Source organism: Vibrio viridaestus, from assembly GCF_003856525.1.
Classification (GTDB): domain Bacteria; phylum Pseudomonadota; class Gammaproteobacteria; order Enterobacterales; family Vibrionaceae; genus Vibrio; species Vibrio viridaestus.
Map to the genome: position 1 here is coordinate 590,611 of NZ_RJVQ01000001.1, position 19,478 is coordinate 610,088.

Consider the following 19,478-nt stretch of genomic DNA (forward strand, 5'->3'; position numbering starts at 1 on the left):
ATCGGGTTATTATTGAAATGAATTATCTTTATTTTTGTATGAAGGATTTCGATAACCTATGGATATGGACATCAACCAATTGCGCCTGTTAGTCGTATTAAACCGGGAGCGAAATTTATCTAAAACGGCAGAGAAGTTATTTATGAGCCAATCGGCGGCAAGTCATATTCTGTCAAAGCTGAGAACTCGTTTCGATAATCCGCTGTTCATCAAAACCCGCACAGGTATGGAGCCCACACCACTCGTTGCGCATCTCTTGCCCGATATACAAAAAGGTCTAGATTTCATTGATATCGCCTTCGATAAAATGAAGCCGTTTAATCCAGAGGTCGATGCGAAAACATTCTATATCGGTGCAATAGATTATTTCGAATTTTACGCTCTTCCCAAGCTGAGTAAGAAGTTTGAGCACACGGCTCCCAACGTCAGGATCTCTGTCGATATCCTGCCGGAAAATATGCAGATGGAGAGAATTGAACAAGGTCATATCGACCTGATTTTAGGAGTAGACGACTTGCAGGTCATTCCTCGATATTACCATCGATACCATTGGTTAACGGACCCTTATGTCGGGATTGTTGCTAAAGATTCTTCGCTACAAAGTCACCTAACGCTACATGATTTTGTCAGCACGCCACAGGTACATTTACCTCTGCTGAATTCAGGCGCCGACCTTATTGACCGTTGGCTGGAATCAATGCATCAGGCACGTCAGATTTCAATGATTGTACAAAGCTTTGCTGTCGGTGGAATGGTTGTAGCGCAGACCAGCAACCTAATGTGTGTGCCATTGAGAATTGCAACGGAGTTAGTACAAATGCTACCCATAAAAATAGTGACATTACCCGAAGGCTCACCAGAACTATCTCTGAGTATGTTCACGCACCAGTTATATGACAGTCAGGATAGTATTCAATGGCTAATTCAGGAAATCAGCCAGTGTGCACAACGTACCGACTAATCGCTTATTTAAACGCTAACATTTCTGAGATCAACCACTGGATAGAGTCCTGATAGTCATACAGCTTGTGGGTAATAATACTGAGTGACAACGAAGGAATACCTTCAGGTAATTCAATAATTTTCAGAGGAATCATTGCTGTTAATAACTCAGCGACACGAACTGGTACTGGGAACAATAGCCCGGTTCTTGCGCTGATCATTCCACCAATAGCGTAACTTTGTGTAATCATATGAATATTACGGTAAAGCATCTGATCCTGAAGCCAGTTATCGATCACATCCGATGCATTAGACGTAATGGGTAAGTGGAGCTGACTTTCACTGGCGAATTCCATGGTAGTCAGTTTATCAGGAATGTCACGCCACTTCGCAACCACCGCAACATAATCATCAGACAACCATTCCCAGCGGTTAAAGTTTTGCGATATTGGTGTCGGCTCATCGACACCCACATGCAGATCCAACCACCCACTTTCAACTCGATCCATTTTGACGTGTTCAGAGTTTATATCGATAGATAACCGCACGTTCGGCGCTTTTTCAGCGAAAGATTCCGCAAGAACTGGCATAGCGACAAATTCAAAATAGTCACAAGCACCAATGTAAAATGTGTGTGCATCAGTGAGCGGATTGAACGTTGACTGCATTTCCGCCGCTCGTTCGATATTTGTTACGCCTTGTCGCAACAAGGGAAGCATATTTTTTGTAAATGGCGTCGGCTCCATTCCTCTGCTGGTACGTACAAACAAAGGATCATTAAAACGATCGCGCAATTTCGCCAGGTTATGACTCGCCGCAGATTGGCTGACATACAAGCGTTTAGCCGCCTTAGTGATATTCCGCTCATCATCCAAAGCGATCAATATTCTTAACTGATTTAAATCCAGGTTCACTCTTCCCTCTCGAATATTATGAATATGATTCATAGAAAGATGATAATAACCCATTTCTAAACACAGTACGAAATCGTTAGGTTAAAAAAAGAGACGGAATTGCTGATTAGGTAAAGCAAAAATTAATAAATACAAAGTGATAGGTGTATAAAATGGATTTTTCAAAAAGAAATGTAGATGACGCTTTTATGGAAGCAACTAAGATGGTTAGCTTGCTTACCAAAGAAGAAAAGGAGATTAACGAAGAAGAGCGAACGTGGATCGCGCAAAGCACTTATGAGAACTTTGAAAACCACATCAACAAAGGTTTCCTCGAATACCGTAAATCTGTAACAGAAACAGAAGGCATTGCTCTCACCGACTGGTCTGGACAAGGCTCTATCCTCAAAGACGTTCTAGGTCGTGAGTTTATCGATATGCTAGGTGGGTTCGGTCTTTACTCTCCTGGTATTCGCCATCCAAAAATTGTTGCCGCAGCAAAAGCCCAGATTGACCGTAGCCCACAGTACAGTCAGGAAATGCTTGACCCTCTTCGTGCACACTTAGCCAAAGTGATTGCCAAGTTAACACCAGGAGACATTCAATACGGATTCTTTGCTAATTCAGGCACAGAAGCAGTCGATGGTGCAATGAAGCTTGCCAAAATGTACACCGGCAAAAAAGGCTTTATTTCAACATTGAAAGCGTTTCACGGTAAATCACTTGGTGCATTATCTTTATTAGGTAAAGCAGTGTATCGCGAACCCGTTGGACCTCTTTTAGATGGTGTTCGACATGTTCCTTACGGCGATGCGGACGCGGTAGAAGCCCAGCTTCAGGCGGCACAGGAAGTGGGTGAAGGTATTGCAGCAGTTATCGCTGAACCTATTCAGGGAGAAGCAGGTGCGATTGTCCCACCAGATGATTACTGGCCACGTCTACGTGAAATCTGTGATAAATACGGCGTTCTTCTCATTGCAGATGAAGTTCAAACCGGCTTTGGCCGTACAGGCAAACTGTTTGGTGTTGATCACTGGAACGTAACTCCAGATATCATGTGTTTTGGTAAAGCATTAGGCGGCGGTGTTATTGCGATGTCAGGTTTCTTTGCCAGTGCGAAAATCTGGAAAGTACTTGAACCAAACCCATTTATGCACACTACTACCACTGGTGGTAACCCAGTAGCGTGTGCTGCGGCATTAGCACAAATTTCAGTGCTATTAGAAGAAGATTTAGCCGGCCAGGCAGCCGAAAAAGGCGACTACATCAAACGCAAACTAGGCGAATTACAACGTCGCTACCCAGACGTCCTCAAAGACGTAACAGGGAGAGGTCTACTGCTTGGTATGGTGTTCAAAAATGATGAAGTGGGCTTTGAAGTAGTTTCAGGACTGTTTAAACGCGGCATTCTTATCGCAGGTACACTGAACAATTCGGAAGTCGTTCGTGTTGAACCGGCACTCAATATTTCTTACGACCTCATTGATACCTTCTTGGTAGAACTGGAAGAAGTAATGAAAACGCTGTAACAAATCAAGCGGATAGTTGTCACAATCAACTATCCGCTTTTTTCTCAAAATTATTTTAAAAAAGCGATAGTTAAAAATATATGGACATAATATTTTCGCATAGGGATAGCATTTATGGCTGAATTGAATGAAACTCTGGAAGACGTGAGCGTAAAAAAATCGTCTACTGAAATCCAAATCGACGAATCAATTAAAGAAATCTATAGCAGCAATAAACCATTAGTCACAGTGGCGATTACACTACTAATTGTTGCGATCTTCTGGGGATTATCTTCCACGCACACAGAGGGAACCTCATGGGGTTGGAAGTCTATTCTACCCACACTTTCCGTACTCGTTATTGCCATCTGGTCTCGTCGACCATTTGAATCCATGCTGGCTGGGTCGATTGCCGGTTTAATTATGCTTAACCCGGAAAACCTGATTTCTCCATTAGCAGACAACATTTCAAAAGTGATGGGCAATGAAACGATCGTGTGGATCGTTTTGGTTTGTGGTCTGATGGGTGGATTCATCCGTATTCTGGAAATAAGTAGCTGTCTTGATGGATTCACTGAATGGCTAAAAACCAAGATTAAGTCTCGCCGCCAATCAACTATCGCCACAGTGGTACTTGGTGCAGTGGTGTTTATTGACGACTACTTAAGCTGTCTCGCTGTATCATCCTCAGTCAAGAAACTCACCGATTTCTATAAAGTCTCTCGTGAAAAAGTCGCCTATCTGATTGACTCTGCAGCCGCACCGATGTGCGTTATCGTGCCGATTTCAACTTGGGCGGTCTTTTTTGCTGGCTTGCTTGAAGAGAGCCATATTGCGGATGACGGTCAGGGTATGAGTCTCTACGTTTCATCAATTCCATTTATGATGTACGCATGGGTTGCGTTAATTATTGCTTTCCTAGTTGCGGCTGGAATTATTGGCGATTTCGGGCCGATGAAAAAGGCCGAAGCTCGTGCCAAGCAGGGTCATCCTATTCCAGAAGATTTCCAAGGCGAAGAACTGCAAAGCAAGTCAAAGGCAAAAAGAAAATTAAGTATGCAAGTACAACTGTTTAATTTCTTTTTCCCCGTGGTTCTTTTGGTTGCGTCAACGGTTTACTACGATATCGACCTGCTGAAAGGCGTAATTATCACCTGTGCGGTTACCGTACTGCTTTATTACGTACAAGGACTTCTTTCTCTAGACCAACAAATGGATGCACTGTTTGAAGGTTTCAACACCATGCTTTACCCGCTATCAACGGTTATTGGTGGATTTCTACTTAAAGAAATCAATGACTCTCTAGGCATGACTCAATACATCATTGATTCTGTAACACCTTATCTTAGCCAGGCAACCTACCCTGCTATCGTATTTGTGTTGCTTGCCTTGATCGTATTTGGAACAGCTTCAAGTTGGGGTGTCTTTGTTATCGCGATTCCAATCGTCATCCCAATTGCACAACATCTGGATGTCCACATGCCACTAGTAATTGGTGCTCTGCTTTCTGCATCTTCATTTGGTAGTCATTCCTGTTTCTTCAGTGATTCATCCATTCTGGCAGCTCAGGGATCTGGCTGTTCACCGATGTCACATGCGTTCACCCAATTCCCTTATGCATTACTGGGCGCAGTCATCGCTGTCGTCGCTTTCCTGGCATTAGGATTTGCCTACGCCTAACAACTACTCAGCCCCGACTTTCGGGGCTGCATAAAAATATCGATGCTATCAACCTTCTGGTCAAAAAGGATTTTAATATGAAATACAAATTATGGATCAACGGCCAAGCCTGTGACGCAGTCAATGGCGCAGTTCTGGATGTCGAAAACCCTGCAACAGGTGAAATTATTGATACCGTGCCAGATGCAGACGCGGAAGATGTGGCACTTGCGGTTACAGCGGCAAAAACAGCTTTTGATAACGGCTGTTGGTCAAAAAAAACACCGGCAGAGCGTTCCGCAGTATTAGCGAAAATGGCCGATTTGATTGAAGCACGTAGTGAAGAGTTTGCGCGCATTGAGTCAGAAGATACGGGCAAGCCGTATGAGTTTGTCAGCGCAGGTGGTGATGTTCCTTTCGCAATCGATAACTTGCGCTTTTTCGCAGCAGCAGCGCGTGATATCAGCGGCTCTGCTGGTGGCGAATATGCAGAAGGCTACACCTCGATCCTGCGTAAAGAGCCTTGTGGGGTGACTGCGGGTATCGCACCATGGAACTATCCACTATTGATGGCGGTATGGAAAATTGGTCCGGCTCTTGCGGCTGGCTGCACCTCGATTCTAAAACCTGCTCCTATCACACCACGCACCTCTTTGATGTTAGGTGAAATATCCAAGCAAGCCGGCCTTCCCGATGGTGTCTTAAATATCCTGAGTGGCGGCGCGGTACCAGGAGAAGCACTCACCGCTCACCCTGATGTGCAAATGGTCAGCCTGACAGGTTCAAGTCGTACCGGTAAAGCAATCATGAAATCTGCAGCGGACACATTAAAGCGAGTTCATTTGGAATTAGGCGGTAAAGCGCCATTGATCGTATTCGATGATGCAGACATTGATCTTGTGGCTGAAAAAGCGACTATGGGTGGTTTCCTTAACTCCGGTCAGGACTGCACCGCAGCAACACGTATTTTGATTCATGAATCCATCTACGACAAAACAGTCGATGCGTTAGTTAAGGCAACAAACAACTTTAAAATTGGCGACCCATTTGACAGCGAAACCATGATTGGCTCTATGGTGTCTCAAGCGCAGCAACAAATCGTCGCCGGCTTTGTCGAACGTGCGCAAAAAGCAGGCGCAACGATTCTTGCGGGTGGTTCTACACTAAAACGTCCGGGTCACTACTACTGCCCAACATTGATTGCCGATGTCACTCAAGATGCAGAGATTATTCAGGAAGAAGTATTCGGTCCGGTCCTGACAGTACAAAAGTTCTCGACCGATGAAGAAGCTCTGGCAATGGCAAACGACGTCAAATATGGTCTGGCCTCTTCGGTCTTTACCAAAGACATCAGCCGTGCAATGCGCTTTACTCGTGATTTGTCGTTTGGCACGGTTTGGGTGAATGATCACCTACCACTCACATCAGAAACCCCACACGGTGGCTTTAAACAATCCGGATTTGGCAAAGATCTCTCAGCAGAAGCCATCGGTGATTACTTAATTACGAAGCACGTCATGGTTGCTCTATAAATTTCCTACCAGTTAGTTACTCGTTTTGCGCCCTTTAAGTTTGTTTGTCAGGGCGCTTTTTTGTATCTCATTTCCTGCAAGGTTCTAATTCAGACTTTATTATTTCTTAACTACCTCTCATCTAGGCTCACGATACATGACATTAGTTTCCCCCTAAATCCGACAGCGGGTGTAGCATCATCAAATGTTACCCGATTGACGCCAAAGACTTTTAAATCATTGAGAGTATACGTCCAACCCTGAATCTGCCCCTTTTTATTTCCTTCAACACACGCAGGGGTATTATCCAATTTAACGAAGTTATTCAGCTGACCATAAGTAGTGATAAGTTGTTGTACACCGATACGCTGAAAGAACTCGGTTTCTAACTTAATTAGGTCAAAATACCATTTCACCTCATCCTTGTTAGTAGGGTCTGCTAATAATGATTCCTGAGTGGCTCCTCCGTGCCACATAACGACCGAGTTATGCGTGATATGCACTGTTTTCGCAGCGGTAAATAAGTAGTTAGCACATGAAGATGCGCAAAATCCATTCACAATAAGCGAAATATTATTATTGTATATCCAAGACCCAAGTTTGATGCCAGCCTTTAGATCACCACCTAGACTATTAACGACAATGGTCCGTACTTTCTGTTTTGAAGCTTCAATCATAGTCATAACTTTACCGACGGATTGATCTGATATATCTCCCGTCAGATAGAGTAAATTTTGCTGGATATAGATTTTTTCTACATTAGGGTTTTCAATTGGATTAAGGCTTTTCATCGCAAATGATGAATACGGTAAAAACATAAAAATCAATAGTATATACTTCATAATATGATATTCAGCGCTAAGTTCATGACGCTTTCCTGTTATCAGTTTTTGTATTCTGTAAATTAAGAAAAAAACTCAATTTCGTGTCAAAAAAACTGAAAATAGGAAGAAGTATAATCAAAATCTCAAATAGGAAACTAATTTTATATTCAAAATTATTTTGCGCCCTTTATGACTTGTCAGGGCGCTTTTTTAGATCACTGGATAATTCCCCATTATAGGAACAATTCAGTATGTGCTGATATTCTCGAGATGCTCAATAATATGGTGACTCATCACAGGCACGATTTGAGGTGGGAAATCATGGCCCTGCCCTGTAATTTCGATAAAGCGAGAACCGGTGATTAACTCTGCTCCTTCTTTAGCTTGTTGAATACTAATACAAGGGTCTTCATCGCCATGTATAAACAGTGTTGGACATCCGATTGTCTTTAAAAGCTCACTTCTATCGCCGGAGAAACGACTTGCAAGACCCTGACGATAAACACCGTCAGGATACCAGCCTCGTTTGATGCTCTTTTCCGCAGCAATCTTTAACTGCTTTTCACACAAAGTATGATTCGAGCCAGCATACACATAAGCGCCTTTGACCATGTTTTCTGTCATCGTATGCTCATCAGCATTTAACGTGGACAGTTGCATCATCTCATTAGCCTCATCTGAGCTAATCGTATGACTTTGCCCTCCGGACGACATCAGTGAAACTAACCCCTTCACCCGTTTAGGATTTAATGCAGCAACAATCTGAGCGATTTTGCCGCCCATAGAAAATCCTAATACAGAAAACTCATCGATATCTAAATAGTCCATCAACTGGATTGCATCTTGCGCCATATCGAACAGGGTATAAGGAATATTGGCATTTTGAGCATTATAAAATTTAATCGATGATCGCAATTCACTAATATCATGCTCATCCATTTTTGTAGAATAGCCAATATCTCTATTATCAAAAATAATTAGCTTAAAGTGCTTGCTCAATTCTTCGAGCATTTCCTCAGGCCAATCAATTAACTGCATTGATAACCCTTGAATCATTAAAAGTGTCTTTGAATTCTGTTCACCCAGTATCTGATATTCCAGACTCAATCCACTATTTAAATTAGCCTGCATTCGCCTTCTCCCCAGACTCTTACTGAATATCAAGCTCGTGTTTTACGACAGGTAATGCTTCTTTACCATCTACCGTCTTAACCCCAGATAACCACTTAGCCAAGAGGTCTGGATTAGACTTAATGATTTTTTTAGCTGCAACTTCAGCAGTTTCTTTATCATCGAGAATATAGCCCATACCTTTATTTTCTAGTTCCATATTAAACGCGAGATTTTTTAAGAATTGTCCCATATTAGAACATGTCGATACATAATCTTTACGGGCGATAGTATGAATTGTTGCACCGCCAAAGTTCGGACCAAAAATATCATCTGCGCCAGACAAATATTCAATATCAAATTTGGAGTTCATTGGATGAGGAGCCCATGCTAGAAACGCAACCCACTCTTTTTTTCTTACCGAACGACTTACCTGCGCAAGCATACCTTGCTCGCTCGATTCAACGACTTTCCAACCGCCGAGATTGTATTTATTTTCATTAACAGCCTTTATGATCGCGCCGTTGCTACCGGGTTCAATCCCATATAATCTCTTGTTGAATTTTTCTGGATACTTGGCAATATCATTAATATCTTTTACACCGGCATCGTAGACATATTTTGGTACCGCGTAAGTATATTTAGCGCCTTCTAAATTGGTTCGCACAACCTCTATCGAACCTTCCTCCAAATACTTATCAATGTATTTGTTCATCGCCGGTTCCCAATAACCCAGCATCGTATCAATTTGACCATTTTTCATCGCGGCCAATGCCACGTTGATACTGAGGATATCTGTAGATGTCTTATAGCCAATATCATCGAGGATGGTTCGAGCAATAGACGTAGTCAGGGCAAGATCGGTCCAGCCTATTTCAGCAAACTTAACGTTTTGACACTGCTCGGGAACAATATTCTCGGCATACGCAGTTGAAACAAATGCCGAAGGCAACACAGACAAAAAAATCCCTAATTTTTTGAGTTTCATATTTAATACACTTCCATTGTTATATTATAAATGACATTTTTACCGCGTACTCAAATTCGTTATTAACCAGTATTTTTAACATAATTCATATATTAGTAGCGTAATTAAGTAGAAACACCCATATGCAATACTATTAATAAATTTAATCTGAATTTATACCCCTGACTATAAACGTCACACGAAAATCCTCGGGTTAATAACAAGTAAAACGGTTCAAATAAAGTATGAATCTACTATCTATACGTATAAATAAAACATACGCTCAAAATTCGATATTACAATATCGAATAAAGAGTCAACTCGTCAACCTTGAATAAAAGATATATAAAACACCAATGATTAAGTATTTATTTACACTAATAAACCCCTAAAAAATACATAATAAGCACTATAGATCAGTATTTTATTATTCATATTTTTGTAGGGATATATTATCAAATTCTCACCCAGTGACTATTGGCAGATAACGCCTCAATCTCAGCAAAAATATTTGTCTTTTGATTTAATATCGAACTTTGTGGTAACCCCATTTCTTCAAGTACGTTGTGACATAACGTAGGCGTAATGGGTGATAAAAGCCAAGTGATCTCACGTAAATAAGTACTGACAATAAAACAGGTTTGTTGTGCTTTTTGTTCCGGCTGTCCTTTATTAACCAGCCACGGAGATCGAGTATGAAAGAAGCTGTTCAGTTGAGAAAGGGCGTTATGTATTTCCTTAACGACCTGAAACAAATTACCGGCAGTATAGGAATGGATAATTAGCTTTAAGTTAGCTGAAAGCAGATCAATTACGTCTATCGACTCATCATCAAGCTCACCGATACTATCTGGAGAAATGTGGCCAGCAAAATATCTCACTATCAAGGTATTTGTGCGCTTGACCAGATTCGCATAGTTGTTGAGTAAATCCGCATTGAGTAATTCAGCGAATTCATCCAAGTCGACATTGCCGTCTCTAAAAAGAGGCTTTTGTCGAACCAAGGCATAGCGCAAGCCATCTTGCGTTAAACGTTCAGCAAATGACGCCGGGTTAACCGTTGTTGCTGGATTAGATTTTGAGATTTTGTCGCCATTAATGGTCCACCAACCATGAACCAGTAACTTTTCTGGTAACGGCAGATCCAACGCCATTAAAAATGCAGGCCAATAAACTGCATGAAAAATTAGAATATCTTTACCAATGATATGTTGTGTATTCGCAATATTTTCTTGAGTTGCTTCCGCCTTGAGAATCGCAGAGATATAGCTGAAGAGAGCATCGATCCAAACATACACCGTGTGGGACGCATTGTCGGGAACGGGAATTCCCCATTGGTTATGTACTCTGGAGATAGACAAGTCATCAAGCTCGCCGGACTTTAGTTGCTCGATAATATTATCCTGGAAATGGCTAGGGACAATGACGTTCGGATTCGTTTGATAGTATTCCAGTAATCGGAGTCGATATTTTTCTAGACGAAAAAGATACGTTTCTTCTTCGATATGGGAAACAGGCTGTTTATGAACTGGACAGATATTCTGATCAATCAACTCTCTCTGCGGATAATATTGCTCGCATGCCACACAATATTCGCCACAATAGCTGCCAACATATATATCTCCCTGCTGCTGTAACTTACGCCATATCGTTTGGATATACTGTTGATGATCGTTCTCGGTAGTGCGAACAAATATATCCGGAACGATATTGAGTTGAGGCCAAAGTGCTCGAAAGGTTTCAGAAATTTGATCAATAAATGTCTGGGTTGGAAGTTGAGAAGCTTGTGCGGTTGTGGCTATCTTCTGCCCATGCTCATCGGTTCCGGTAATTAGCCTGGACTGTTCACCAGACAACGTGGAAAATCGATGAAAAATATCAGCGATGATACCTGTGTACGCATGGCCTAAATGAGGCTGACCGTTCGCATAAAAAATGGGGGTCGTGATAAAACGTTGCTTTGAACTCATGTTGTAAATCTCCTTTGCGAAACCGTCACAGCGGTTGAAAAGAGACGACAAGACAACTTCGTTCACATCACCTTTCCAACACTGAATACGGAATGGTGATGCGGTAATTATCGATTAAATTAAGAACACGCAGCCATCCCTCCCAACATTCGTTGCGAAGGCATGTTCATCATCATGTTTGCTTGATAAGCGATCATAAGTGAGAGTGCTGTTTTTATGTTCATAATTGCACACTAACAGAGTTTAATTTTCTCAACAACGTTTATTTAATATTGTCTAAAAGTGCTTGATAAGCCTTAGGATCGTATCTTTCCAGAGCCTGCAATGCATCTTTGGCTTCAGAATAAAGCTTATCTTTGTGTAACTCTTTCGCTGTATCAATTTTCTTGACGAGCCCTTTGAGCTCTGTTGCGGCGTCAGTCTGGCTGCTTTGGCTTAACTCATTCACCACTTTTAGTAATAAACTGAGTTGTGTACCGTAGCTCGCTACATTTTGCACAATATTCTTTTCTAAGTTGAGATTGCCAGCAATATTAAAATCGATTTGGGGTGAAAATAAATTCGCCCAAGCGCTAATGTCTTGGTCAACACCACCGCTTAAAGGCCAATAGATATTTTTAAACCACATAGATAACCACGGATTCATCTTAGTCCTCATCATTTTTAAGAGTGATAGATTTACTGTAGCTCGCTTTGCTTGGTCGATACTGGCCTAAACGAATAACCGTGACGTTTTATCGCAGACATCACAAATTTGTCTTCTGTTATCCGGGGATATCAACAATAAAGTCGGTCACACCGATATCGCACCTTAGTTGATTCAGCAGCGTACTGACTTGTCCGCGGTGGTGAGTTTGATGATTAAAAATATGTGAGAGAACCTCGGCAAAATTCTTGTGAAACTCTTGGCCTTGGGTACTTTTATAAGAAAATGGCCTGTCAAAATCACTTTCTGTCGTTTCAGCAATCCATTGGATAATAGTGCCATCAACCGCTATGCGTGTTTGGTGTAAATCGTTAATATCACGCCATAATATATCGTTCAACGCAGACGGCTTAGGATAGTTCTCGACAACATCTAATGAGTGATAAGCGGATGAATGACTCTTTATACGGGCAAGCCACAGTAAATCACCAACAAGAATATGGCTGAGCGTACCAAACACAGAGCCAAAGAATGCTCCCATATCCTTTTCTAAGTCAGTCTGATCGAGTTTTAGTGCCTGCTCATAGATCTGAGCATTCATCCTTCGATTGTACTTAGCCATTAACTCAAAATGATGTTTAAATCCCATAGCTGATTCCGTTTCCACTTTCATATCAAGCTCGCTCAGTCAAAGCGAGTTTTAACCCCAATGCTGCAAAACTACCCGCAAATACTTTTTGTAGGACGAGGCTGACTTTTTCAGAACGTACAATTATGTTGCTAAATGTGTTTGCCATAACGCCATATACAATAAATACAATGAGGGTCATCAGCATAAAAACCAGACCTAAAACAAGCATATTCGCTAGCGGTTGCGCTGCACTTGGTGGAACAAACTGGGGTAAGAACGCTAGAAAGAAAATAGATAATTTAGGATTCAGAATATTGATAAGAAACCCTTTCCAAGCAATTTCTTTTAGGTTCGATTTGTTCTTTTCATTTTCTAGCGTAACCGGACCCGATGTCGTCCACATTTTCCACGCAAGATAGAGTAAATAAGCAGCGCCACAGTATTTGACTACCTGAAACATAATAGCGCTAGTGTGGAATATGGCAGCTAGACCAAAGACACTGGCCAGCAACGAAGGAACAATACCGAATGTACATCCTAATGCGGCAAACACACTTGCTCGCCGACTACTAAATAGGCCTGTCGCTATCGTATACAATACGCCGGTCCCCGGAATCAGGACCACAACGAGTGAGGTAAGTAAAAATTCAATCGAAACCATTAAAGGCAACTCCTTTTGACTATAACTAACGTGTGCCCTTGTTAAGAAAACTTGGCAACATTTAATTCATAGGTTGTGAACTTGTCTCCCAACATCTCAGAGTAAAATACTCGTTCAGATAGTTTGCGTAAAAACTCGTATTCAGGCCGCGTGTGCAACAAAAATAGGTACACTTTTTCGTGACCTAATTCCTTAGCCCAACTCATCATCGATTTGAAAACAGCCTTACCAAGCCCCCAGTATCGATCATCGATTACTATCGCAATTTCGTAACCCAGCTCAAATGCCTGAATACCGCACCAACCAACGATACTGTCATTACACTTAATGGCTCTTACTACGCAACCTTCCATCTCATCGACAACGCACTTATCGTCCATCCATTGCTGAACGGAAGACAAATCGAATGGGTCATGATCCACTAAATGCTTTCTGGTACTTAACTTATTAAGAATAATCAGCAGATCGTCTGCTTCAATCTGATCCAGAGGTATGTATTCAATATGATTCATTATTCGCTTTGACACCTCACGCTATCATACTGGAATGCACAGCGATAACCTGCCACCGACTGTGTTCGATCCTTTGCCACACTCGAGTAAACCGGAAAGCTCCATTCGCAGGGTTTCCATCATACGATCCGTTGATTGTCGCTTTAACGAAGACAACAGCTGTATTCGGCTGCAGAGTGACCTTTTGATCTTCTAAGGTAATTGAAGCGATTTTCAATAACCCAGATTTATGCGCCTCAATATCATCTTGCTTAGTCAGAACTGCACCGAAATGATTGGTAAATGTTAAATCATCCGATAAAAGCTCATCCAACACTTGCGTATCGGACTGGAGCATCGCATTACGCAATTGGTTTTCGGCTTCGATAACCTGAATCTCTAACTCATCAACCACAGCCATTCCTTAGTTTAAGTTTGTTATTTATCAGTGGAACAACTCATCTGCCACCACTGCCTCTATCTTGACGCCAAAACTCGATATATTCGGTAGTGTCGCATTGTGATGAGCTCGTATTTGCTCTCCGCCGGCATGAGTTTTGTCATGAGTAGTATGTGCATCCGCAATCAAAGTCACCGGATAACCCAAGCTAGCTGCACGGCGCACAGTTGTATCGACGCAAAACTCGGTGGCATAACCGCAGATAATCAAGCTAGTTACGTTCAGCTCTTCGAGTAAGCTTTGTAGATTTGTATCGAGAAACGAATCGGGCGTCGTTTTTCTCACAAAATGATCGTCTGAATTCAAAACCAGTCCTGAATATAATTCCCACCCAGCGGTACCATATTCGATGATGGTATTGGGCTGTTCATGTTGAATAAAAATAACGGGGATAGATTTGTCACGAGCCAATTGAGTCACATGATTGATTTTGTTTACAACAATCTCGGACTCAAAAGGTTGTGGTTGTGGTTCAAACAAGACCGATTGGACATCGATAACGAGCAGTGCTGACTTCATAAGTTTCCCTATATTAAAAATGAGCCGATATTGGTGTATTACCAATACTCTTTCTTGTTTAATGCATTAACACATTGAGTGCTGGCACTTATTGCCAGAAGAGGTTTGTTCTGCAGAGACAGCGCTTGCCAACCATGAGGATAACTAAGTTTAAATGGAGCTTTGATGTCCTTTTCATTCACAGGATGGAATCCCACTTTAGAGTAGAAATTGGGATCACCATAGGTAAACACAAAATCAATACCCTTTGGTTTAAGTTGAGCCAGTCCATACGAAATTAATTTCTGCCCGATACCTTTGCCCTGTTCTTTGGTTGATACGGCTACCGGAGACAATAAGGCAGCGTTGCCTCCGTTTGATAGAACAAGCGGAGAAAAACAAATACTGGCAATAATTCGCTCGTCTTGCATCGCGACAAAGGAAATCAGATTATCCTTCTCGGCGAACAAATCAGTCACGATTTGCTTAAGCGTCTCACCAGCAGAATCACCCTCAGATTCAGCAAAGACACTGGTAAACAGCGCGATGATTTCATCCGTATTGGATGAAGTAAATTGGCTTAATTCCATACCCTAACGTCTCGACTCATTCTGATTAAAAAGGCAGTGTTAACGTCTTTACAAGAGATCGCAACGTTTTAGAACAACTCAATGCTCAATCTAATACTCTGGTTACATTTTTATAAGCTCTTTAGTCTGCGTCACCGATTTAGTCGCCACAGAAACTCCGTTTGTTAGTGACTTAGAATGCAAGCATAACTCACGAATAATTTATTACTTATGAGTAGAAGGTAAGAATCCAGAATAGCAATATTTCCCTATAGGGAATGTTTCAAAAGCAATACGGGCGGTCAAAACGTTGCGCGTAATTTAATGGGGCTGGATTAGCTTGGGGTTAGTGAGAAGAATTGAAAACTGAGTTTAAGAATACGACTAGGCGGAGAAATGTCTAGCAGGGGCAACAATGAAATGGAAAGCAATGCACAGAGGCAATAAAGCTCTATGCATTGACAGTAAACGGCACTAGGAGGCTTATTTGTAGAATGCTTCTACTTCACCTTTCAGTGTTATCAGCATTGGATTTCCATAACGGTCCTTTGCTTTCGGTGATGGGATTTTTACCCAACCTTCACTAATGCAATATTCTTCAACATCAGTGCGCTCTTTACCATTAAGGCGAATACCGATCTGATGTTCAAAACACTCTTCAACAAAGTGTGGGCTACGTGGGTTACCCGATAGGTGATCTGGCAGAGTGGGTTTTGAGTTAGTATCGCTCATGTTTGTGACCTGATAAAAAATAGAGAGCGCCATTCTAGACAATACCTAAGCAAGCCACAAGAAATTAGCATGAGGAGTGTGTTATTGAGATGTGATGTTCGAAATACTCGCTCTTTCGTAAACGACATTCATAGTTGAAATAATGCGCAGTAAAAATACCACTTTTAAACATTTGTTATGTGTTTACTTGAGCAAATCGCTTTGAAAGCTCCTCTGACTTGCAATATCCAAGCGCTAAAGGATAAGCCTGATTACTTTCGGAGACATAGAAAAGAGCTGGGAAACCACTTACTTGTAGATGACCTGCTAAATTTAAATGGTCCTGAAGCTGCTGCTCAATTTCCTTCGATTTCAATTTAATTGCAAACTCACTTTCACTCAAATCAAGCGACTTAGCGCAGTCAATCAATGTTTGATTCAACGACGGATTTTTTGCTTCCAAGTAATAAGCTGATTGGATAGCCTTTACCATTTTTTCAGAGCTGCTTGCTGCCATGTCCTCAGCTGATATTACTGCCCGACAAGCTTGATATGTTGACCGATAAGGTGTATTCAACTCCCAATATCTATGATTAAAAGTTACGTTAGATACCTTCTCGATTTGATGCCAATAAGAAGAAATGGTTTGCTTCAGATTATCATCCATAGGCGCATCATTATCAGGGGCTAGACCACCCATTATCCAGTCAACCTCTGCCGTAGGATGCTGTTCCAAGAATTGTTCCAACTCAGGTTGAAAAGCAAAACACCAAGCGCACATAGGGTCCAGGACATAGATAAATCGCATTGTATTACTCTCCATTTTGGTGGGAAGACCTCTGACGCATAACGCCCAATTTAAGTAGCAGCAACGCACTACCTGACTCAGCTAGACTACCGTAAACACTGCAGACAAACTTAATACCGAAGCTATCATACGTTGATTGTCTGCTTAAATTAATCGTTATACATTACTTTCACCACCGAACCGCTGTAATTCTGCCCATTGTTTACGATTCTCTTCTAATATCGCTTCTCGTATAGCTTTTTCAATAGCTGCTATTTTTTTTGCTCGCTTCATGAGATAAGGCATCGTAGCATTAATTTTATCATTTAGATGATTATGCTTAGAATGAGGGCGAACTATAATTATGCTCCTTAACTCTTCAATGCTGACCAATGAGCTCGGAAATGGTATTTCAATACCAGTTTCTTTTATAATCTCTCTACCCCAGTTTAAAGCTGTATCAAGGCAATCAGCACATATAGGTTCTGCATTATGGTTAACTTCAAAAGTTGCTAACTCAAACATAGAACCTGATTTTATTTCAAGAACCCATGGGTTCTTTTTAGATGGGCGAACACAACTTAGTTTATCTCTAGAACAACAAGGACAACGCCAATTTTGATCATACCTATTCCAATATTTACCTCTAGTTGAGACAAGATGATCTAATTGCTTACTAGATGGTTTTATTCGAGTCTGCGAGTTAATTTTTTCACGCCAAGATGAATTTTTTCCTTTAAAAGGTTCTGGGGTATATAACACTCTTTCTGGCTCATATTTATTAATTTCTGTTACCCCATTGTTTTCGAACTGCCACCTTGCCTTTCTTTCAATGTTCCTCGCTGTATCATCAGATGGCTGATACCAATCTTTCTTTTCAGCAGCAATCCGAGCAAAATTTTCAGCCATTTGTATGCGTAATTCAAAAATAGGCTTAGCCTCTTCCCACACATTTTGCACTTTGTGTGTATCAATTTTGTGCTCTTCATTCGGAGTAACTATCAGAAATTCGCTGATTTGCTTTGGCGAAAAAGAAAAATTCTTATGCGCATTAACTATTTTTTTAGCATCAGAGTCAGCTTTATTACAGTCAAAACACACAACGGTATTATCATATGCAGAGAGTGAAAATGCTGTTTTAATAGCAAATTTCTCCGATAGCTCATCTGCTACGATAATATTCTGCTTAATGGAAAAACTTTCGAAGAGATCTTTGACTACGTCTTTCATATGATCATGATGTTCATGAAGCTGACACGTAAGATAATTGTTTTTATTGAGTCTAACTATCTCTCCCTTAGTTCGTTTACAACAAGGACACTGCCAACTTACAGGAGTCATTACCCACCACCTATTTAAGTGAGCGCCGTCAGCCTGAAACGATTGAACTAAAGTCTGCGTTGATAGTGTAAATTCAGAATCAATACCTACTAGGTCTCTCTCTTTTAATGATTCTATAAATTCAGATTCTGTCACACTTCCTCCACGACTCGCTCTGCTGCTGTATAACGCAAAGTTCAGTTGCAAAATATATGGCGGGATATTTTGGGAACCAAAATTCGTGACATGTATTTTGTCAATTAAAACGCCTTGTTATAAACCATATATCACAGAACTTGAGTTATATACTTTTTTATAGCATTGATAAACTACATTTTTATTATATATTTCCAGTTGTTCATAATCATTATGATGTGTACGAACATTTAATTTTTTATTTTGCCTTTTTACACCTTCAATATATTTATCAGGTGTATTTTCTGGTATAAAAGACATCCAATCAGCAAACATATATTGAATAAATCCTTTTGCAAACAAATTGAAGTTCCATGCCATATGTTCACAATCTGGAATTGGGTTACTAAATCCTCTATCCGAAAGAAGACAACATTGCTCGTCATAAGTATAAATGTTTATCAAAATCATATTGTCTTTACTCTCACATAACGATTTTACAGCGTGTTCTAAAATATTTAGGCCACTAGAGTCGAATGGAGTCAATAACATAAAAATGATAGTTAACCAATCACGATAGATATCTTCTGATATACCTAATTCACTACACAGATATTGTTGATGTGGTTTTTTACCACTTAAAATCTTATCAAAGATTTCTTTAAATTGACTATCTAATGGATACATAGTCAATAAAGATGGGAATGTATTTAAAACCTTTTGTATTGAAAAAGGATTTCGAGCAAAATTAACTATTTTTAATACAAAAATATTTAATAGCTCATTATTTATATCACTGTCATTTTCTTGAATTTTCTTCAATAATGATTCGGTATTATTTTTAATTGATTTTTCATATTTCCCAAATAAATTTTCGAAATTATATCTTTCTGGTTCTCTTTTAATAACATCAAAACTAAATAAATCATTAAGGCTTAAATTATTTTCAATTAAAACCCCTTTTGGAGAATCTAAACTAAGGTTATATTCTTCTCTATCTTTTAAAGTAAATGAATATATCTTTCTTGGATTATTAGCAGAGGCATTTAACTTTTGTTCGACTTGCGATATGAAATGCTGATTCTTAGTTTTATTTATAAATTCCACGATAACCCCAATTTGGTTTATAACGCTGAGAACAGTTGCAAAAATACATGGCGCTATATTTTGGGTACCAAAATTCGT

20 protein-coding genes are annotated in these 19,478 nt (G+C 40.6%); 4 read left to right on the forward strand and 16 right to left on the reverse strand.

The genetic code is table 11. The features are described 5' to 3' along the window. Positions 1-58: 58 nt before the first annotated feature. A complete protein-coding gene (locus EES38_RS02725) occupies positions 59-961 on the forward strand; it encodes a LysR family transcriptional regulator (protein ID WP_124935621.1) in 903 nt (300 codons plus the stop codon). Between the two features lie 4 nt (positions 962-965). Here the strand turns inward: EES38_RS02725 and EES38_RS02730 are convergent, their stop codons facing one another. After that, the gene (locus EES38_RS02730) at positions 966-1,856 is read right to left on the reverse strand and encodes a LysR family transcriptional regulator (protein ID WP_166434192.1); all 891 of its coding nucleotides are present in this window, start codon (positions 1,854-1,856) and stop codon (positions 966-968) included. Between the two features lie 152 nt (positions 1,857-2,008). Here EES38_RS02730 and EES38_RS02735 point away from each other — a divergent pair, with 152 nt between their 5' ends. The 3 genes from EES38_RS02735 to EES38_RS02745 all read left to right on the forward strand — a co-directional run bounded on the left by EES38_RS02735 (position 2,009) and on the right by EES38_RS02745 (position 6,534). After that, positions 2,009-3,364: a putrescine aminotransferase gene (locus tag EES38_RS02735; RefSeq protein WP_124935623.1), complete on the forward strand. Its 1,356-nt coding sequence runs from the start codon at positions 2,009-2,011 to the stop codon at positions 3,362-3,364. 114 nt (positions 3,365-3,478) lie between these two features. Further along, complete coding sequence (locus tag EES38_RS02740; protein ID WP_124935624.1) at positions 3,479-5,023, forward strand: Na+/H+ antiporter NhaC family protein; 1,545 nt, start codon at positions 3,479-3,481, stop codon at positions 5,021-5,023. A gap of 77 nt (positions 5,024-5,100) precedes the next feature. After that, positions 5,101-6,534 (forward strand): gamma-aminobutyraldehyde dehydrogenase, encoded by a 1,434-nt coding sequence (locus tag EES38_RS02745; RefSeq protein ID WP_124935625.1) that lies wholly within the window; start codon positions 5,101-5,103, stop codon positions 6,532-6,534. A 110-nt stretch (positions 6,535-6,644) separates the two neighbouring features. Here EES38_RS02745 and EES38_RS02750 read toward each other — a convergent pair whose 3' ends face one another. The 15 genes from EES38_RS02750 to EES38_RS02820 form a co-directional block, all read right to left on the reverse strand. Beyond that, entirely contained in the window at positions 6,645-7,355 is a 711-nt protein-coding gene (locus EES38_RS02750) for a Clp protease/crotonase-like domain-containing protein (RefSeq protein WP_124935626.1), read from the reverse strand. 228 nt (positions 7,356-7,583) lie between these two features. Then, positions 7,584-8,468: an alpha/beta fold hydrolase gene (locus EES38_RS02755; RefSeq protein ID WP_124935627.1), complete on the reverse strand. Its 885-nt coding sequence runs from the start codon at positions 8,466-8,468 to the stop codon at positions 7,584-7,586. Positions 8,469-8,487: 19 nt separating this feature from the next. Further along, positions 8,488-9,435: a choline ABC transporter substrate-binding protein gene (gene choX / locus EES38_RS02760; protein ID WP_124935628.1), complete on the reverse strand. Its 948-nt coding sequence runs from the start codon at positions 9,433-9,435 to the stop codon at positions 8,488-8,490. A gap of 434 nt (positions 9,436-9,869) precedes the next feature. Continuing rightward, the gene (gene metG / locus EES38_RS02765) at positions 9,870-11,450 is read right to left on the reverse strand and encodes a methionine--tRNA ligase (protein ID WP_279432206.1); all 1,581 of its coding nucleotides are present in this window, start codon (positions 11,448-11,450) and stop codon (positions 9,870-9,872) included. A gap of 196 nt (positions 11,451-11,646) precedes the next feature. Beyond that, a complete protein-coding gene (locus EES38_RS02770; protein WP_124935630.1) occupies positions 11,647-12,030 on the reverse strand; it encodes a hypothetical protein in 384 nt (127 codons plus the stop codon). Between the two features lie 118 nt (positions 12,031-12,148). Next, on the reverse strand, positions 12,149-12,703 hold the full coding sequence (locus tag EES38_RS02775; protein ID WP_208020389.1) for a DinB family protein: 555 nt from the start codon (positions 12,701-12,703) through the stop codon (positions 12,149-12,151). A 1-nt stretch (position 12,704) separates the two neighbouring features. Then, positions 12,705-13,322 carry a LysE family translocator gene (locus EES38_RS02780; RefSeq protein WP_124935631.1) on the reverse strand — a complete coding sequence of 206 codons (618 nt, stop codon included), beginning with the start codon at positions 13,320-13,322 and terminating at the stop codon, positions 12,705-12,707. A 41-nt stretch (positions 13,323-13,363) separates the two neighbouring features. Then, positions 13,364-13,834, reverse strand: a complete 471-nt coding sequence (locus EES38_RS02785) for a GNAT family N-acetyltransferase (protein WP_124935632.1) — start codon at positions 13,832-13,834, stop codon at positions 13,364-13,366. A gap of 16 nt (positions 13,835-13,850) precedes the next feature. Continuing rightward, positions 13,851-14,228 (reverse strand): nuclear transport factor 2 family protein, encoded by a 378-nt coding sequence (locus tag EES38_RS02790; protein ID WP_243694135.1) that lies wholly within the window; start codon positions 14,226-14,228, stop codon positions 13,851-13,853. A 30-nt stretch (positions 14,229-14,258) separates the two neighbouring features. Further along, positions 14,259-14,792, reverse strand: a complete 534-nt coding sequence (locus tag EES38_RS02795; protein WP_124935634.1) for a cysteine hydrolase family protein — start codon at positions 14,790-14,792, stop codon at positions 14,259-14,261. A 38-nt stretch (positions 14,793-14,830) separates the two neighbouring features. Further along, the gene (locus EES38_RS02800; protein WP_124935635.1) at positions 14,831-15,361 is read right to left on the reverse strand and encodes a GNAT family N-acetyltransferase; all 531 of its coding nucleotides are present in this window, start codon (positions 15,359-15,361) and stop codon (positions 14,831-14,833) included. A 462-nt stretch (positions 15,362-15,823) separates the two neighbouring features. Then, the gene (locus tag EES38_RS02805; RefSeq protein WP_124935636.1) at positions 15,824-16,072 is read right to left on the reverse strand and encodes a DUF3297 family protein; all 249 of its coding nucleotides are present in this window, start codon (positions 16,070-16,072) and stop codon (positions 15,824-15,826) included. 175 nt (positions 16,073-16,247) lie between these two features. Continuing rightward, entirely contained in the window at positions 16,248-16,874 is a 627-nt protein-coding gene (locus tag EES38_RS02810) for a DsbA family protein (RefSeq protein ID WP_341824379.1), read from the reverse strand. A gap of 141 nt (positions 16,875-17,015) precedes the next feature. Beyond that, positions 17,016-18,314 (reverse strand): hypothetical protein, encoded by a 1,299-nt coding sequence (locus tag EES38_RS02815; protein WP_208020391.1) that lies wholly within the window; start codon positions 18,312-18,314, stop codon positions 17,016-17,018. Between the two features lie 117 nt (positions 18,315-18,431). Beyond that, the gene (locus tag EES38_RS02820; protein WP_124935637.1) at positions 18,432-19,400 is read right to left on the reverse strand and encodes a hypothetical protein; all 969 of its coding nucleotides are present in this window, start codon (positions 19,398-19,400) and stop codon (positions 18,432-18,434) included. Positions 19,401-19,478 lie beyond the last annotated feature (78 nt).

What these genes read in the sequence shown, in the direction of transcription:
- EES38_RS02725 (WP_124935621.1), top strand. Translation starts at nt 59, where the DNA reads ATGGATATGGACATCAACCAATTGCGCCTGTTAGTCGTATTAAACCGG.
- EES38_RS02735 (WP_124935623.1), top strand. Translation starts at nt 2,009, where the DNA reads ATGGATTTTTCAAAAAGAAATGTAGATGACGCTTTTATGGAAGCAACT.
- EES38_RS02740 (WP_124935624.1), top strand. Translation starts at nt 3,479, where the DNA reads ATGGCTGAATTGAATGAAACTCTGGAAGACGTGAGCGTAAAAAAATCG.
- EES38_RS02745 (WP_124935625.1), top strand. Translation starts at nt 5,101, where the DNA reads ATGAAATACAAATTATGGATCAACGGCCAAGCCTGTGACGCAGTCAAT.
- EES38_RS02750 (WP_124935626.1), bottom strand. Translation starts at nt 7,355, where the DNA reads ATGAAGTATATACTATTGATTTTTATGTTTTTACCGTATTCATCATTT.
- EES38_RS02755 (WP_124935627.1), bottom strand. Translation starts at nt 8,468, where the DNA reads ATGCAGGCTAATTTAAATAGTGGATTGAGTCTGGAATATCAGATACTG.
- choX (WP_124935628.1), bottom strand. Translation starts at nt 9,435, where the DNA reads ATGAAACTCAAAAAATTAGGGATTTTTTTGTCTGTGTTGCCTTCGGCA.
- EES38_RS02770 (WP_124935630.1), bottom strand. Translation starts at nt 12,030, where the DNA reads ATGAATCCGTGGTTATCTATGTGGTTTAAAAATATCTATTGGCCTTTA.
- EES38_RS02775 (WP_208020389.1), bottom strand. Translation starts at nt 12,703, where the DNA reads ATGAAAGTGGAAACGGAATCAGCTATGGGATTTAAACATCATTTTGAG.
- EES38_RS02780 (WP_124935631.1), bottom strand. Translation starts at nt 13,322, where the DNA reads ATGGTTTCGATTGAATTTTTACTTACCTCACTCGTTGTGGTCCTGATT.
- EES38_RS02785 (WP_124935632.1), bottom strand. Translation starts at nt 13,834, where the DNA reads ATGAATCATATTGAATACATACCTCTGGATCAGATTGAAGCAGACGAT.
- EES38_RS02795 (WP_124935634.1), bottom strand. Translation starts at nt 14,792, where the DNA reads ATGAAGTCAGCACTGCTCGTTATCGATGTCCAATCGGTCTTGTTTGAA.
- EES38_RS02800 (WP_124935635.1), bottom strand. Translation starts at nt 15,361, where the DNA reads ATGGAATTAAGCCAATTTACTTCATCCAATACGGATGAAATCATCGCG.
- EES38_RS02805 (WP_124935636.1), bottom strand. Translation starts at nt 16,072, where the DNA reads ATGAGCGATACTAACTCAAAACCCACTCTGCCAGATCACCTATCGGGT.
- EES38_RS02810 (WP_341824379.1), bottom strand. Translation starts at nt 16,874, where the DNA reads ATGGAGAGTAATACAATGCGATTTATCTATGTCCTGGACCCTATGTGC.